General features: G+C 36.9%; 15 protein-coding genes, 1 other RNA gene and 1 pseudogene. 12 read left to right on the top strand and 5 right to left on the bottom strand.

Annotation, left to right across the window (positions count from 1 at the left end; genetic code table 11):
• Positions 1–50: 50 nt before the first annotated feature.
• Both H4K35_RS08220 and rnpB read left to right on the top strand, forming a co-directional pair.
• Complete coding sequence (locus H4K35_RS08220; protein ID WP_182626907.1) at positions 51–890, top strand: 1,4-dihydroxy-2-naphthoyl-CoA synthase; 840 nt, start codon at positions 51–53, stop codon at positions 888–890.
• A gap of 63 nt (positions 891–953) precedes the next feature.
• Positions 954–1,269, top strand: an RNA gene (gene rnpB, locus H4K35_RS08215) — RNase P RNA component class A.
• Between the two features lie 236 nt (positions 1,270–1,505).
• Here the strand turns inward: rnpB and rsmD are convergent.
• Positions 1,506–2,078, bottom strand: a complete 573-nt coding sequence (gene rsmD, locus H4K35_RS08210; protein WP_182626905.1) for a 16S rRNA (guanine(966)-N(2))-methyltransferase RsmD — start codon at positions 2,076–2,078, stop codon at positions 1,506–1,508.
• Positions 2,075–2,866: a DUF3822 family protein gene (locus H4K35_RS08205; protein WP_182626903.1), complete on the bottom strand. Its 792-nt coding sequence runs from the start codon at positions 2,864–2,866 to the stop codon at positions 2,075–2,077. The genes rsmD and H4K35_RS08205 overlap by 4 nt, the downstream gene beginning before the upstream one ends.
• Before the next feature lie 132 nt (positions 2,867–2,998).
• Between H4K35_RS08205 and H4K35_RS08200 the strand changes: the two genes are divergently transcribed.
• Both H4K35_RS08200 and kdsB read left to right on the top strand, forming a co-directional pair.
• Positions 2,999–4,450 (top strand): ATP-dependent RecD-like DNA helicase, encoded by a 1,452-nt coding sequence (locus H4K35_RS08200; RefSeq protein WP_182626901.1) that lies wholly within the window; start codon positions 2,999–3,001, stop codon positions 4,448–4,450.
• 80 nt (positions 4,451–4,530) lie between these two features.
• Positions 4,531–5,256 (top strand): 3-deoxy-manno-octulosonate cytidylyltransferase, encoded by a 726-nt coding sequence (gene kdsB, locus H4K35_RS08195; protein WP_182626899.1) that lies wholly within the window; start codon positions 4,531–4,533, stop codon positions 5,254–5,256.
• A 59-nt stretch (positions 5,257–5,315) separates the two neighbouring features.
• On the opposite strand, the gene H4K35_RS08190 is transcribed toward kdsB, so the two are convergent.
• From H4K35_RS08190 to H4K35_RS08180, 3 genes are all read right to left on the bottom strand, one after another.
• Positions 5,316–6,467: a hypothetical protein gene (locus H4K35_RS08190; RefSeq protein WP_255492404.1), complete on the bottom strand. Its 1,152-nt coding sequence runs from the start codon at positions 6,465–6,467 to the stop codon at positions 5,316–5,318.
• Between the two features lie 29 nt (positions 6,468–6,496).
• Entirely contained in the window at positions 6,497–6,682 is a 186-nt protein-coding gene (locus tag H4K35_RS08185) for a hypothetical protein (protein ID WP_182626897.1), read from the bottom strand.
• Between the two features lie 99 nt (positions 6,683–6,781).
• Positions 6,782–7,855, bottom strand: a complete 1,074-nt coding sequence (locus H4K35_RS08180) for a branched-chain amino acid aminotransferase (RefSeq protein WP_182626895.1) — start codon at positions 7,853–7,855, stop codon at positions 6,782–6,784.
• Between the two features lie 319 nt (positions 7,856–8,174).
• Between H4K35_RS08180 and H4K35_RS08175 the strand changes: the two genes are divergently transcribed.
• From H4K35_RS08175 to H4K35_RS08140, 8 genes and pseudogenes are all read left to right on the top strand, one after another.
• A complete protein-coding gene (locus tag H4K35_RS08175; RefSeq protein ID WP_182626893.1) occupies positions 8,175–8,312 on the top strand; it encodes a hypothetical protein in 138 nt (45 codons plus the stop codon).
• 302 nt (positions 8,313–8,614) lie between these two features.
• Entirely contained in the window at positions 8,615–9,130 is a 516-nt protein-coding gene (locus H4K35_RS08170) for a DUF4920 domain-containing protein (RefSeq protein ID WP_182626891.1), read from the top strand.
• A gap of 10 nt (positions 9,131–9,140) precedes the next feature.
• Positions 9,141–9,608: a hypothetical protein gene (locus H4K35_RS08165; RefSeq protein ID WP_255492403.1), complete on the top strand. Its 468-nt coding sequence runs from the start codon at positions 9,141–9,143 to the stop codon at positions 9,606–9,608.
• Positions 9,609–9,612: 4 nt separating this feature from the next.
• Entirely contained in the window at positions 9,613–10,281 is a 669-nt protein-coding gene (gene mnmD / locus H4K35_RS08160; RefSeq protein ID WP_182626890.1) for a tRNA (5-methylaminomethyl-2-thiouridine)(34)-methyltransferase MnmD, read from the top strand.
• A 424-nt stretch (positions 10,282–10,705) separates the two neighbouring features.
• On the top strand, positions 10,706–12,019 hold the full coding sequence (locus H4K35_RS08155; protein WP_182626888.1) for a gliding motility-associated C-terminal domain-containing protein: 1,314 nt from the start codon (positions 10,706–10,708) through the stop codon (positions 12,017–12,019).
• Positions 12,020–12,057: 38 nt separating this feature from the next.
• The gene (locus H4K35_RS08150; protein WP_255492410.1) at positions 12,058–12,963 is read left to right on the top strand and encodes a type IX secretion system membrane protein PorP/SprF; all 906 of its coding nucleotides are present in this window, start codon (positions 12,058–12,060) and stop codon (positions 12,961–12,963) included.
• Positions 12,964–12,974: 11 nt separating this feature from the next.
• Positions 12,975–14,936 carry an OmpA family protein gene (locus tag H4K35_RS08145; protein WP_182626884.1) on the top strand — a complete coding sequence of 654 codons (1,962 nt, stop codon included), beginning with the start codon at positions 12,975–12,977 and terminating at the stop codon, positions 14,934–14,936.
• Between the two features lie 36 nt (positions 14,937–14,972).
• A pseudogene (locus tag H4K35_RS08140) lies at positions 14,973–16,050 on the top strand (hypothetical protein); the annotation flags it as partial.

Raw genomic sequence — 16,050 nt, 5'->3', positions numbered from 1 at the left:
TTAGAAAAGAGATAAAAAAGCAGTAATTTTACTCACAAATAAGAAAAGATATGAGTAAGATAGAATGGAAAACGGCGATCGAGTTTGAAGATATTACCTATAAAAAGTGTAATGGAGTGGCTCGAATAGCGTTTAATCGTCCGGAAGTTCGAAATGCTTTTAGACCCAAAACAACAAGTGAGTTATATCGTGCATTTTACGATGCACAAGAAGACACTTCTATTGGCGTAGTATTATTATCGGCAGAAGGTCCGTCACCTAAGGATGGGGTGTACTCTTTTTGTAGTGGTGGAGACCAGAAGGCTAGAGGGCATCAAGGCTATGTAGGTGAAGATGGAATGCACCGATTGAATATTTTAGAGGTGCAGCGATTAATTCGCTTTATGCCTAAGGTTGTCATTGCGGTAGTTCCGGGATGGGCAGTTGGAGGAGGACACAGTTTACACGTGGTTTGTGACATGACTTTAGCGAGTAAAGAGCACGCTATTTTCAAGCAAACAGATGCGGATGTTACGAGTTTTGATGGGGGCTATGGATCTGCGTATTTAGCTAAAATGGTTGGACAGAAAAAAGCGAGAGAGATTTTCTTTTTAGGAAGAAACTATTCTGCACAAGAAGCTTTTGAAATGGGGATGGTTAATGCGGTGATTCCACATGCTGAGTTAGAAGATACAGCTTATGAATGGGCACAAGAAGTACTAGCGAAATCTCCAACGTCAATTAAGATGTTGAAATTTGCGATGAACTTGACAGATGATGGTATGGTAGGCCAGCAAGTATTTGCTGGAGAAGCAACCCGTTTAGCTTATATGACAGAAGAAGCAATTGAAGGGCGCAATGCATTCTTAGAAAAACGCAAGCCGAATTTCCCTAAGAAATGGATTCCATAATAGATATAAAATAAAGTAAATAGTTTGTTCGCCTTTTCGCGGAAAGCTGTACTTTTGCAATCTTATGCAGATCGCCTTATCGCTGGTTTAGCAATAAACGAGAGGAAAGTCTGGACACCATAGAGCGGTATAGTGGGTAACACCCATCCGCGGAGCAATCCGTGAGGACAAGTGCAACAGAAAGGATGTACAGGTAATGCTGTAGTGAAATCAGGTAAACTCTATACGGTGAAATGCCATGTATATTTAGCGTTTGAGGGCTGCTCGCCCGATGCTTTAGGGGTAGGCAGATAGAGCCATTGAGTAATTGATGGCCTGGATAAATGATAAGGATGCATTTCGGTGCATACAGAATCCGGCTTATAGATCTGCATTTATTTTTAAATCAATGTATTAGAATAAAAAAGATTGACTTATATCCTAAGTCAATCTTTTTTTATGTAAACGTTAGATTTTGATGTATAAATTACTTAATCATATACATATAAAATACAAATCACTTGGTTTATTCGGTTTTAAATCAAATCAATGTATTTTTTACTCTATTTTTTAGCCCTGAAATAAGGTAGTTTTAAAAAACAATGCGTTAGGAAGAAGCGAAGTGTACGTTTTTTACTATTCTTCGTCTGTATCTTCGTCCTCTTCTTCTGATGCGTATTCAAAAAAGGTGAAGACAGATCCGCCGTAGTTTTTCTCAAAAGAAAAATGAGGCAAATGCTCTAATTTAGTGAATTTTGAATGTTCAACAACAAGCATTCCTTCTTCGTCTAGGATGTTGTTGGTCAAGATATCGGTTACTATTTTTTCAAACTGTTCTTGCGTAAAGTCATACGGAGGGTCAGCAAAAATAATATCATAGGTTCCCTGGTGTTTTTCAAGGAATTTAAACACGTCTGATTTATAAGGTACGATGTTTAGCTCAAAGTCTTTCGCTGTTTTCTTGATAAAGTTAACACAACCATAATCAGCGTCAATGCTGACAATATTTTCCACGCCTCTTGAAGCAAACTCGTAACTAATACTTCCTGTTCCCGCGAATAAATCTAACACTTGTAGTTCAGAGAAATTGAAGTGATTGTTTAGAATATTAAACAAAGCTTCTTTACTCATGTCAGTAGTTGGGCGAACCGGTAGGTTTTTAGGTGGACTTAGTTTTCTTCCCTTTAATTTTCCTGAAATAATTCTCATAGATGGAATAAAATATAATGTTGTTTAGGTACTTGATAATGTAGGAGGAGAGAAGGAGCAATCCTAGTATTTTCCTCTATAAGGTCTAGGTGACGAATGTACGTATAGACTTGTTCAAATAAAGCATCTTCTTTTTCAATGCGACTCATCAAATTTAATCGAATGGTTTCTGGATCGAGTTTGAGTTGTTCGTATACGAAGAGCAGATAATAGATAAAATCTTGAGGGGTTGTGTATAAAAAGGAGTTAAACAGTATTAGTTGTGCACCTTGGGTAACAACCAATTCGAAATGATCCTTTTGCACATAGGCATATACTTCAATATTCGTGTTATTTGCTGCTCGTTCTAATACGTGATCTACCAAAGCAGTATTGATGTTTTGATAGGTAAAAGAGCCTAGTTTGTCAAAGAGAACGTTATTGATTTGTACATAAGGGATGTAGACGTTGTTGATGGTTTGATTGGCTAACTCATCAAAGGCAAAGAAATCGGAAGAAAAAACTTTGGTATTGTACTGTAAGTAGGATCCCAATGCGTTTTCATCGAATATAGCTGTTGGAACAAACGTATTGAGATTATTGTCGTGTAATACAACGATATCCTCAAAAGCATCTGATAGAATTTCGTGTTTAGCAAAGAGCGCCTGCAACTGATCTTCAATTGTTCTATTTTGGTTTAAGGCTTCAGAAACGAAATGGTGAATCTGTTTGGATTCAACCTCTTGTACGATGAACGTAAATTTCTGTAGGGAAACCTGAATGATAAGTTTGTTTAAGCTTTGCTTCATTGTTTGTTGCGCTATAAATTTCTGACTGCGAATACAAGAGACAAATTTAAACAATTTTAAGGGAGTATATTAGTCTTGGGCTAAAAAGCTTAGTATCTTTGGTGTTTTAGGTGTATTTTGGAGAAAACTAGCATGAGAGGAACTGAATTTTATAAAGTATTACGACATCAATTTCCGTATGAACTCACGTTAAAACAAGATATTTTCTTACAGAAAATAGCGGAGTTTATTACGAAGGATCAGCAGGATGAGTTATTTGTTTTGAAAGGATATGCGGGTACGGGAAAAACGACCTTGTTGTCGGTTGTAGTAAATCAATTGCGTTCGATCCAAAAATATGCAGTTATGCTTGCACCTACAGGGCGAGCAGCTAAGGTGATTAGCAGTTATGCACAGCGTCCAGCCTTTACGATTCACAAGTATATATATTATCCGAAGCCGTTAAAAAATGGAGGGGGAATGCAATATACGATGCGACAAAACAAGCATAAAAACACGATTTTTATTGTGGATGAAGCCTCGATGATTGGCGATGGTTCAGCAGGAGACAGCAGTATGTATCCCCATGGATCCTTATTGGATGATTTGATTTACTATGTTTATACGGGACAAAACTGTAAGTTGATTTTAATTGGAGATGTAGCACAGCTTCCTCCGATCAATATGACGGTTAGCCCCGCTTTGGATACTGATCAATTGAGCTTTCATTACAATATGCCGATTCATCACATCGAATTGGATGAGGTGATGCGTCAAGAGGAGGATTCGGGTATTCTATATAATGCAACGGAACTGCGTATGTTGTTGGACTCTCATTTTATGGATACGTTTCAGTTCAATTTATACGGGTTTAAGGATATTATTCGTCTAACTGATAGCTATGACATTCAAGATGCTATTCTATCTTCTTATTCCAATGCAGGACCAGAGGAAACGATGTTTATTGTTCGTTCAAATAAACGCGCCAATGCGTATAATCAACAAATCAGAATGCGTATTTTAGATCGAGAGAGCGAAGTAGCAGCTGGAGATTTATTGATGGTTGTTAAAAACAATTACTACTGGTTAAAAGATTCAACGGTAACGGACTTTTTAGCCAATGGAGATATTATCGAAATTCTACAAATTTATAAAACAGTTGAACTATACGGTTTTCGATTCGCATCCGTGCGCATTCGCATGATTGATTATGATGAGATGACTCCGTTTGATACAGTTATTCTTTTAGATACGTTAAGCAGTGAATCGCCAGCGTTGACTTATGAAGAGAGCAATCGCTTGTATCAAGAGGTACTTCTGGATTATGAGGATGAAATTTCCAAGTATAAAAAGAATCAGAAGGTAAAAGAAAACGAATACTTTAATGCGCTACAAGTGAAATTTTCCTATGCCGTTACCTGCCATAAGTCGCAAGGTGGACAGTGGGAAACGGTTTTTATTGAACAGCCGTATTTACCAGAGGGAATAAATCAAGACTATGTGCGTTGGTTGTATACAGCAATTACGCGCGCCAAGAGTAAATTGTATTTAATTGGTTTTCAAGAGGAGTATTTTGAAGAGGATGTGGACGCGTATTTGGAGTAAAACTTGGGATAAAACAAGGTGATATTCTTGGAAGAGATTCGCGAAATCCCTTATCTTTGATTGAAAATAATAGAACTAGTATGAAAGTAATTGCTGTTATTCCGGCACGTTATGCCTCTACGCGTTTCCCTGCAAAATTAATGCAGGAGTTAGGCGGTAAAACAATTATTCGACGAACGTACGAAGCTACGGTTGAAACAGGACTATTTGACGAGGTATTTGTCGTTACCGATTCGCCTTTGATTTTCGATGAAATTCAGCATTATGGCGGTCGTGTTGTGCGCAGTATAAAGGAGCATGAAAGCGGCAGTGATCGAATAGCAGAAGCAGTTGAAGGAATTGAGGCAGATATTGTTATTAACGTACAAGGAGATGAGCCTTTTGTCAATAAGGATAACCTTGAGAAATTAATTGAAATTTTTAAAGCAGATCAGGAGAAACAGATCGATTTAGCGTCTTTGATGACGCCAATTGACGATTGGGAACGTATAGAAAATCCGAACAACGTTAAAGTAGTGGTCGATGAGCAACAGCTTGCCTTGTATTTTTCGCGTTCGGTTATTCCTTATCCAAGAGACAAAGACACCAAAGTTCAATACTATCAACATATTGGAGTTTACGCATTTAGACGTGAAGCTTTGTTAGAATTCACGACTTGGCCCATGAAATTTTTAGAAGCTACTGAAAAGTTAGAACAGTTGCGTTATTTAGAATATGGGAAACGCATTAAAATGGCAATTACCCAGCATGCGGGGGTTGGTATTGATACACCAGAAGATTTAGCTTATGCCAAAACGCTATTATAGGGCGTGAAAAATAAGGTGCAAATAAAAAAAGAGAATCTCGAGATTCTCTTTTTTTATTTTTAGGATGCAGTAGTTGTATCTACAGTTGTATTTTTTTGTTCCTCTTTGGGCGCTACAACAGGTATTGTTGTTTCCACTGGAGGTTTATAGGTGCGCTTACGCGGTTTTATACTATCATTTTCGGTGGAATAACCCGTGGTATAGGCTTGATTTTGAAGGGTTATTGGTTGTTTGTTTTGCGTTACAGGAAGGAGAACTGTTGTTTTCCATGTTGAAGGCAAGCGATTATTTAGGGAAGATTGATTTAATTCAATCAACATTTTTTGAGCCGGATTAGAGGTGAAAACGTCTGATTTATCAACCACTGTACGAATCTCTTTCAGTGCTTTTGGCAGGTGAGAATAGTATCCTACAACCGTGCTCTCAAAATAGTCACTGGCTACTAAAGTTCCTTGTTTTACTCTTTCTACTTCATTTAAGAAAATAGAATCTTGTAGTTTAAAACCAAATTGAAACGCTAAGTTTTCCGTCAAAGGGTTGTTGTCAAACAAAAGCAATGGTGTTGGTTCCACCTTAATTTTATTGACAGTACAAAAATCCGTAAGTTGTGTATGTAGAGCTTCAATTGTTGCTTTAATATCGGTATAATCTGCTGTGCTATCGAGGTAGATATAGTCAAAAGTATTTCTTTTAGCAGTACCTGAAGTTGTTAGATCATATTCTCTATACTGTTTAATAAAGAAAACAATCAAAGCGTTAATGCTATTATCCAGGGAAGAGCCAACCACTTTATCTGGAGATCCAGAGAAGAAAGTTAGTATTTTCGTTTTTAAGTCAATGGAACCTTCGAAAGTGAAATCAACTTTTGTCTTTTGTCCTTGAGGGTGAAATTTCCAAATGATATTGGACAATTTGTTGTCGTACAGGATATCTTGTGAAATACTGTCGTATGGTTTTTCGTATTCTTTTCGAATTTGGTAAACGCCAATTTTTGGCAGGGTGATACTGTATACTCCGTTGGTATTATTTTCTGTTTCAATCCAATCGTTCCAATTGTTTAAATCTTGTATGTATCGGTATACAATGGGTTGAGGGGCGTCAAGTTCAAATGATTTTGTGATTTTGAAATTACCACTTTGTGTTAATACAAAAACCACTAGCGAAATGCATAGCAAAGTAACGAGAAGCAGGAAATACTTGAGGATTTTCATAGTTAGCAGTAGACACCTAGGGTTAAATATTATTTAAGTACGTTCTTTAGGATGAATAGCGAACCAATAAAGGCTAAAAACGCGAGTAAGATCCACAGTCTATTTTTGTAGTATTTGCGGTGGAGATTAAGATCTTTACGGTACATAATGATTAGAATAATCGTAAATGTGATAATAAAGAAAGCTGCGAATTGAATTTGCCCTGTTGTAAACATAATAAAGATTTTAGCAAAAATAAGTAAAAACCTTCAAATTAGAGCATAAAAAAACGGCAGGATCACTGCCGTTTTATAAAATGTATCCCAAAAGGGTATTTATATTTTTTCAGTCCAGTTGAAAGTATCTTCAATTGCTTTTTGTTGAATACCTTGTAGGTTAGTTTTCAGCATAATAGCGTAAGAATTTTCATCTGTTACATTTGGTAACTCGTAGTATTTTTGTTGGTAAGCAAAACCTTCGATTTGTCCGATTGTTACTGCAGTTCCAGCACCAAAGATTTCTAATAGTTCACCTTTAGCATGTGCATCCAGTAATTCTTGTACAACGATGGATCTTACTTCTACATTGATTCCCTTGCTTTTGGCAATGTCGATTAAACTTTTTCTTGTAACACCATCTAAGATACGCTCACTAGTAGGGGCTGTGATTAAAGTATCTCCAATTCTGAAGAATACGTTCATTGTCCCAGCTTCCTCTAATTTTGTATGGGTAGCATCATCTGTCCAGATTACTTGTTGGTATCCTTCTTTTTGAGCTAATTGCGTAGGGTAGAATTGCCCACCGTAGTTTCCAGAACATTTTGTGTATCCAACACCACCATTTGCTGCGCGGCTGTAGTGTTCTGCAATTTGTACTTTTACTTTCCCTGAGTAATACGTACGTGCAGGAGAACAGATAATACAGAACATAAATTCGCTAGATGGACCAGCAACAACACCTTCGTGTGTTCCAACCATAAATGGACGTAAGTACAACGAGTTTCCTTGTCCTTTTCTTACCCATTCTCTATCTAAATCTAATAGTGCTTTTAAACCGTCAATAAATCTTTCTTCATCAATGTGTGGCATAGCCATACGCTCTGCAGACTTATTAAAACGCGCCCAATTTTCGCGTGGTCGGAATAACCATACATCATCATTATCGTCTTTGTATGCTTTCATCCCTTCAAAAATCGCTTGTCCGTAGTGGAAAACATTAATTGAAGGAGCAAAACTCATCGGCCCATAAGGTTTGATTTCCACTTGTCCCCATTTACCATCTTTATAATGACAAACCAACATATGATCCGTGAAAATAGATCCAAATTTTACATTCTCGAAATCAATTGAATCGACTCTAGACTTTTCTATTTTTTCAATAGAAAGTTCAAATTTTGTTTCTAAACTCATTTTATAGTGTTTTTTTAAAAGTTGTTGTTGTATAAATTAAAACGTATACACTGTATTTTTTAAAATACTGCCTTACAAAAATAGCAAAAAAACTCACTATTTATCAATTTAATTTAAAGAATAATTACGTAGCTGAATAAAATTTTGTATTATCAAAAAAAAACTTGAGAAAATATAGAATACTTTGAATTTGTTTGTGTAAACTCTTTGTTTTTAGTTTATTTTTTTGATTTAGTGAGAAACTCTTTTTTCTTGGGTAACTGTTGATTAGTGAATAAATGATTCTTTTATGCTTGATTTTTTTTAAACTCAACAGTAAATGTTACTATTTTTTGCCGGGAATATAAAAGGCTTAGCGATAAAAGTGCTTTATGTGTTCTATAGCAATTCGATTGGTTTAGGCGATGGTTGTGGCTGGGACGTTTTAGAACTAGAACATATCAAGAAGTTGAAGTAACTGAATCGAAATATGCTGTCCTAGGGTATTTTTAACTTTTTGTATTTTAATAGGATAAAGTGGATGTTAAAAAATAAAAATAGAACAAGGTGTTTTACCTTGATTATAAGTGATATACTGCTGTGTTAATAGCAGGGATTTGCTCTAAGTATGTTGGTTGTCTAACCTAAATTACCTCTGTTTTTTTCGCCTGAATCACCAGATTGTTAGGTGTTTGAAAAGGAAGTACAGCTGCAATAGTTTATGTATTTCACTTTGTTTTTTACTTATCTTTGAGCAATTAAAAATTTTAACAGAAATTCATGAAATACGTTGGACTAACACTAGGATTAGCAGCTTTATTGACTGTTAGTTGCGCAAAAAAACAGGAGGCCACTAGCGAAACAGCACCTGTAATTTCCGCAATTGAAAAAGAATATGAAACTTTTGGACAAGCGCTGGATGCCAATCAAGAAGTATGGACTAAAGAAGACATGGGAAAAGCATTTGATCAATTGAAAGAAGGCGATACACTACGCGTATCCTTTACTTCTACTATTAAGGAAGTCTGTCAAAAGAAAGGTTGTTGGATGCAAGTAGCGTTGGATCAAGATAAAAGTAGCTTTGTCCGTTTTAAAGACTATGGTTTTTTTGCACCAATGAACGCAGGAGGTCATGAGGTTGTGATGCAAGGAAAAGCTTTTGTGTCTGTAGTTTCAATAGATGAATTAAAGCACTATGCGAAAGATGCAGGAAAGAGCGAAGACGAAATAGCTGCTATTACAGAGCCTAAAGTAACCTATGCTTTTGAAGCAGACGGTATCGCAATTGTCAAATAGAAACTAAAAGATGATTCGATTCACCCTATTCTTATTGCTCATGTGTGGAAGCGTCAGCTGTCAGCAGGTAAAAAAACAAACGAGCAAGGACGATCACCTCGATCAAACGCCGACAGCACAGCAAAAAAGCAGCACATTTGAGCTGTATGAGCTTTCTGAAATGGCCGTATTAATGGAGCAAATGCACGTTGATAATAAGCGTATTCGCGATCGCATACTGGCTGGGATGTCAATCACAGACAGTATGCCGAGTTTACATCAACGTTTATTAACAGCGGTTATGACAGATCCTACCGATAGAGATCTGTTTTTTGAAACACAAGCTCGGGCTTTTATTCAGGTGGAAGAAGCTTTTTATGCAGATCCCAACCACCAAACCAAAGAAAAGTTCAATGCCATTGTAGAAGCTTGTTTAAGTTGTCATCAAAAGAAATGCGGAGGTCCGATTCCCAGAATTAAAAAATTATTGATTCCTTAATTCAATGAAGAGAAAAATTATTGTTACCTCAGATGGGTCACATTCCTTAGAAGTAGAAGATTGGGGAGAAACTTACCACTCGATTCACGGCGCAATACAAGAATCTAAACACGTCTACATTGAGCAGGGGTTAATGCGATTTATTAAACAAGAGGAAGTAAAAGTCTTAGAATTTGGTTTAGGAACAGGATTAAATGCTTTTTTGACCATGGCGACCTTAGTTCCCTTACAAAAGAAAGTCGTTTATCACGCAATCGAAGCCTTTCCCTTGACAAAAGAAGAATATAGTGTGTTAACCTTTCCTTCGCTTTTACCGGAATTTCAAGAAGGGCAATCTCTTTTTTCAGCTTTACACGAGGCTATTTGGGATGTAGAACTAGCCTTGCATACAAAGGTAACTGTACAAAAGATTCACGCAACTTTCGAAGATGTAGTAGTCAAAAACAATTACTTCGATTTGGTCTATTTCGACGTTTTTGGCTATCAATATCAACCGCATTTATGGACAGTAGAGATCTTTCAAAAAGCGTATGATAGTCTAAAAGAAGGCGGGATGTTAGTTACTTATGCTTGTAGAAGCGTTATTAAAAAAAATATGATCGCTGCAGGATTTACCCTTGAAATTGTAGCAGGACCACCTGGAAAAAGAGAAATGACTCTCGCTCATAAATAGGAAAAAACACAAATAAATTAGCACAAAAGCTCCCAAGAAGTACCTACTTCTTGGGAGCTTTTTTTTATAGACCTGGTTAAACTGGTTTATTTCTACTTGTTTACTTTTTTTAAAAATAAATGAAATTATCATAATATTATAATTTTGATCTATATGTGATTTTTTTCGTTAAAAAACGATAATAAATATTTATTTATCTTATTTTTTGGTTAAAAAAGATATATAATTTAATGTAATTATTAAAAAAATAAGCCTTGTGTTTTTTTAAAATATTTTTTATCCTGATTTTTTTATTTAATTTTAAGTAAAATTTAAGACATAAGTATTTTAAATTAAGAGATATTTTACTAATTGTTTATCGGCTGGATGCAAGCTGTACGGCTAGAAAATAAAAGGGAATACAAACCTTTAAAATTGAAATTTTATGAAGCAGCATTATCTAAAATTTACCTTTTTACTGCTCGTCAGTGTTCCATGTTTATCCTATGGACAAGAAGAATCTGAAAAAACACAGCTTATTAATACAGGAGTATTGACGGTTCGCCCTGAAACAAAGCTCTCCACGCGATTTGATTTTGTCAATACCGAAAAAGGGGATGTCGTTAATGATGGTGAAGTGATTTTTTATAAAAATTTCTCGAATGAGGGATATTACGGCTTAACACCCACCAAGAAAACATCTTCTACCTATTTTGTGGTGCATAAGGATACGCAAGCCAAACAAATCAAAGGGGGAGGTTTAACTTCCTTTTATAATGTGGAATTTGATAGCGAATGGGAAGGGGTTGCCTTTAACTTGCAAAATAATATAGATATCTATGGTTCTGCACATTTTAAAAAGGGGATCATAAAAATAGATCCCACTATAAAAGAACAAGGATTGTCTACTGGGATGATGAGTTTTATGCCTAATGCGCAACATAAGAATGTTGGCGATCACAGTTTCGTCGATGGGGAAGTGGAAAAAGTAGGTCGGGATGGTTTTGAATTTCCAATCGGGAAAGAAACGTATTATCGCCCTGCTTTTATCGAAGCTCCAGACAATGTCAAAGCTGTTGTTTTAGCTGAGTATTACCACAATGATATTCCTTTTTTTGAGACACATAAAAATACAGCTGGTGTCGTTCAGTTGCTAAATACAAATGAATATTGGCGATTGAACGGCAAAACAGGAAATGAACATACGGTAATACTAAGTCTAAGCTGGGATGATCGTACAACACCTGCCGAATTGCTAAAAGATCCAGAAAGTGAACTGCACATTGTTCGCTGGGATGAACAAAAACAGCTTTGGGTTGATGAGGGGGGCGTAGTGGATATGTCTACAAAAAGGGTTACGACGCCTATCGCAATTAAAGACTTTGGCTATTTTACCTTAGGGACAGTTAAACAAGACTGGATTTTGGAAGGAGACGTGGTAATTTACAACTTGGTAACACCTGACGGAGATGGCAAAAACGATTACTTTATTATTGATAATATCAAAAAATACCCCAATAACCGCGTTGAAGTTTACAACCGATGGGGGGTAAAAGTGTATGAAACTACGGGCTATGACCCAAATGGAGACGGCAGTACCAATGTATTTAACGGCTATTCAGGAGGTAAAATTACAGTAGATAAAAGTAAAAAACTACCTAGTGGAACCTATTATTATATAGTGACTTATGAATATACCGATCAACATGGTAGTCGCATGATTAAGAAAGCCGCGAATTTGCATTTAGAGACTAATTAAACCCACGTAAAATGAGAATAGGAAGTACAATCAAAATAATGATTCTTGGAAGTGTAGGTTTGTTTTGCACGACGCCAATTCAGGCCCAACAAGATCCACAATATACCCATTATATGTATAATCACTCCATGATTAATCCAGCTTATGCTGGAAGTAGGGAAGGACTGAATATCTTCGGTTTATACCGCACTCAATGGGTTGGATTAGAAGGGGCTCCTAAAACGGCAACCCTTTCGATGACTACGCCTCTAGGAGAATCTGGTTTAGGATTAGGCGTTAGTTTTGTTAATGATCACCTCGGAGTGATGGATGACAATACACTTGCGGTAGATTTATCTTATGCTATCGATTTGAATTACAGCTATAAACTTGCATTTGGTTTGAAAGGATCTGCCAATTTACTCGATGTTAATTACAGTAAATTGAGCATCTATCATCCAACCGATCCTGTAGCGGAAGAGGATATTAGTAACGAATTTACTCCAAATATAGGCGCTGGATTGTTTTTGTACTCAGACAAAGCCTATGTAGGTTTGTCCATTCCTACCTTACTTACGCGTTCGCGTTATGATGATAACAACCTCAAAACACTCAGAGAAAAAATGCACGTCTATCTAACTGGGGGTTATGTTTTTGATCTGAATCGAGATATTAAGTTTAAACCAGCTACTTTGATCAAAATGGAGCAAGGCTCTCCCTTACAAGTCGACCTAACTGCCAATTTTATGTTTGTTGACAAATTTACTGCTGGAGTTGCCTACCGATGGGATGCCGCTGTTAGTGGAATGGTTGGTTTTCAAGTATCTGAAAATATCTTAGTCGGATACAGCTACGATGCTGAAACTTCAAAATTAGCGCGATATAACTCAGGCTCACATGAAGTCTTCCTTCGATTTACGTTGTTCAACAGCTTTAAGCGGGTGGCAGCACCGAGATTCTTCTAAAACAATGCAGTATGATTAGAAAATTACTACAAGCAGGAATGGTCTGCCTCACCCTTAGTGTCACTACAACAGCATATAGTCAAGCTAGAAAAGAAAAACAAGCGGATAAAAATTTTGATCGCTTAGCCTATGTTGACGCTATTAAAATTTACGAACGCATGGTAGAAAATGGCTATGTCAATACCTCTATCCTACAAAATTTAGCCGATGCGTATTACTTCAATGGTAAATTAGTAGAAGCTCATAAGTGGTATGCCGAGTTGTTTGAAGGCAATTATGAAGATAAAAATACTTCCAAATTGCCTTCGGAATACTATTATCGCTATGCACAATCATTAAAGGCTGTTCAGGATTATCCGAAAGCGCAGCAACTAATGGATCAATTCTCTTTGCTTGAACAACAAGATTCTCGCTCAGTTTTATATAACAAAAACCGAGATTATCTCACCCATATTGAAAATCGTTCCGATCGCTATGATATAAAGCTGTTGGATTTTAATACGAGTTATTCCGATTATGGTGCAACTCTATTGGGCAATCAATTTGTGTTTACCTCTGCTCGAGCAAGGGATCACCAACGGGCAAACCAAATTCACGCCTGGACTAATGAGAGTTACACTAGTTTGTACAGCTCGACAATTGGTCAAAACGGATTCGAAGAACCAGTGTTATTCGCTCCAGAGATTAATTCTGATGTCAATGATGCAACAGCCGTATTTACACAAGACGGGAATACCATGTACTTCACGCGAAATAATGCGAAGCCAAGTGGCAAAAGCAAACAAAACAAGGATAAAACATCGCTGTTGAAATTATATAAAGCTGTTAAACAGTTGGATGGGTCGTGGGGACAGGTAGAGGAATTACCATTTAATTCGGATAATTTTAATACAGCCCATCCAGCTTTAACACCAGATGATAAATGGCTGTACTTTTCTTCCGATCGCCAGGGTACAATCGGACAATCCGACTTATATCGTGTAGCGCTATATGAAAATGAGGGATATGGAACGATAGAAAACCTCGGTAAAGCCATTAATACTGAAGGTAGAGAGAGTTTTCCTTTTATCTCCTCCGATTTTCAATTGTATTTCTCCTCTGACGGACACCCCGGTTTAGGAGGATTGGATGTTTTTGTTGCCAAACTCTATCCTAATGGAAGTTTCGGTCCTGTAGTGAATATGGGCACTCCAATTAACAGTAGCTTGGACGACTTTGGATTTTATCTCGATACCAAGCAAAATAAAGGTTTTGTCAGCTCAAATCGCGCCGGCGGAAAAGGAACGGATGATATCTATTTCTTAGTAGAAAAACCATGCATGCAAATACTTGAGGGAATTATTTATGATAAAGATACTAATGAGTTATTATCTAGTGCATTAGTAGTTGTTTCTGATGCGTTCTATCAAAAATCGGATACCCTATATACAGATAGTAAAGGATTTTATCGCACCACCTCTCTAGCTTGTGGGGTTAAATATCGCATCAAAGCAGAGAAAAATGCCTACAATACGGTTGAAGTTGTCTTTAATGTCAATCGAGAACCTGGTGCTAAAACAGTGAATATCGGATTGGAGAAATCAGAAAAACCATTGGGATTACAGGATGATTTATTTAAACGACTCCAATTACAACCCATTCATTTTGATTTTGATCAATCCACTATCCGCAAAGATGCGGCGATTGAACTGATGAAAATCGTCGAAGTGCTGAAAGAATATCCTACCATGAAAATTGATGTTCGTTCGCATACTGATAGTAGAGGAAATGATGCCTATAATACTAAACTGTCTGATCGTCGTGCTCAAGCAACAGTACAATGGATGATTGGACAAGGGATTGATCCTAGTCGCTTGACAGGTAAAGGATATGGTGAAACTCAATTGTTGAACCAATGTGAAAATGGTGTTCCTTGTACTGCTTCGGAACATCAGGTAAACAGACGCAGTGAATTTATTATCATAGCAATGTAATACAAAAGAAAACATATAATCTAAATCACGAACCACATGAAAAAAAGATGGATTTTACTCAGTGCTTTTTGTACTGGGGCAATGTCGTATGCTCAAGTTGGAATAGGTACGGGTACTCCTAATCTATCTGCTCAACTTGAAATATCGTCTGACAATAGAGGGGTTCTTATTCCTCAAGTACCTTTAAAAGGTGCGTCTGACACAAAAACAATTGAAAACGGAAATGTTGAAAGTTTGTTAGTGTATAATACAACAACAAATAATGAATTGCAACCTGGTTATTACTATTGGAAAGATGCGAGTTGGCATCGATTATTGACAGATCTAGATCGTAAAGAATGGGAATTACCTGGTAATAAAAGTTTTGTTGTTGAAGATGGATTATTGAAGTTGTACGATAGTCAAGATAATTTTGTTTTTATTGAAATCGAACAGCTGAATATTGTTACCACTTTAGTGAAAGACGCCAATGGCAATGGGCAGTACACCTACACCAACGAGGAAGGTACAGCGGTTGTCATAGACGTTCAGGCCGATGTGATCAACAACTTTGAAGAGATCATCAACAATACCGAGGTGCAAGAGATCTTAAATCAAGTGATCAACAATATTGGCGGTAATGTTAGCTATGACGGCAGTGATTTTACCTATGTAAATGAAAATGGACAAACGACCACCATCGATATTGAGGCGATTGTCAAAGCCAATGAAACGATAACCACTTTAGTGAAAGATGCCAATGGCAATGGGCAGTACACCTACACCAACGAGGAAGGTACAGCGGTTGTCATAGACGTACAGGCCGATGTGATCCAGAACTTTGAAGAGATCATCAACAATACCGAGGTGCAAGAGATCTTAAATCAAGTGATCAATAATATTGGCGGCAATGTTAGCTATGACGGCAGTGATTTTACCTATGTAAATGAAAATGGACAAACGACCACCATCGATATTGAGGCGATTGTCAAAGCCAATGAAACGATAACCACTTTAGTGAAAGACGCCAATGGCAATGGGCAGTACACCTACACCAACGAGGAAGGTACAGCGGTTGTCATAGACGTTCAGGCCGATGTGATCAACAACTTTGAAGAGATCATCAACAATACCG

It is taken from the genome of Myroides sp. NP-2 (assembly GCF_014145665.1).
Classification (GTDB): domain Bacteria; phylum Bacteroidota; class Bacteroidia; order Flavobacteriales; family Flavobacteriaceae; genus Flavobacterium.
Note: the sequence above shows the minus strand (reverse complement) of the source record. Positions and strands in the feature narration are given on the sequence as shown.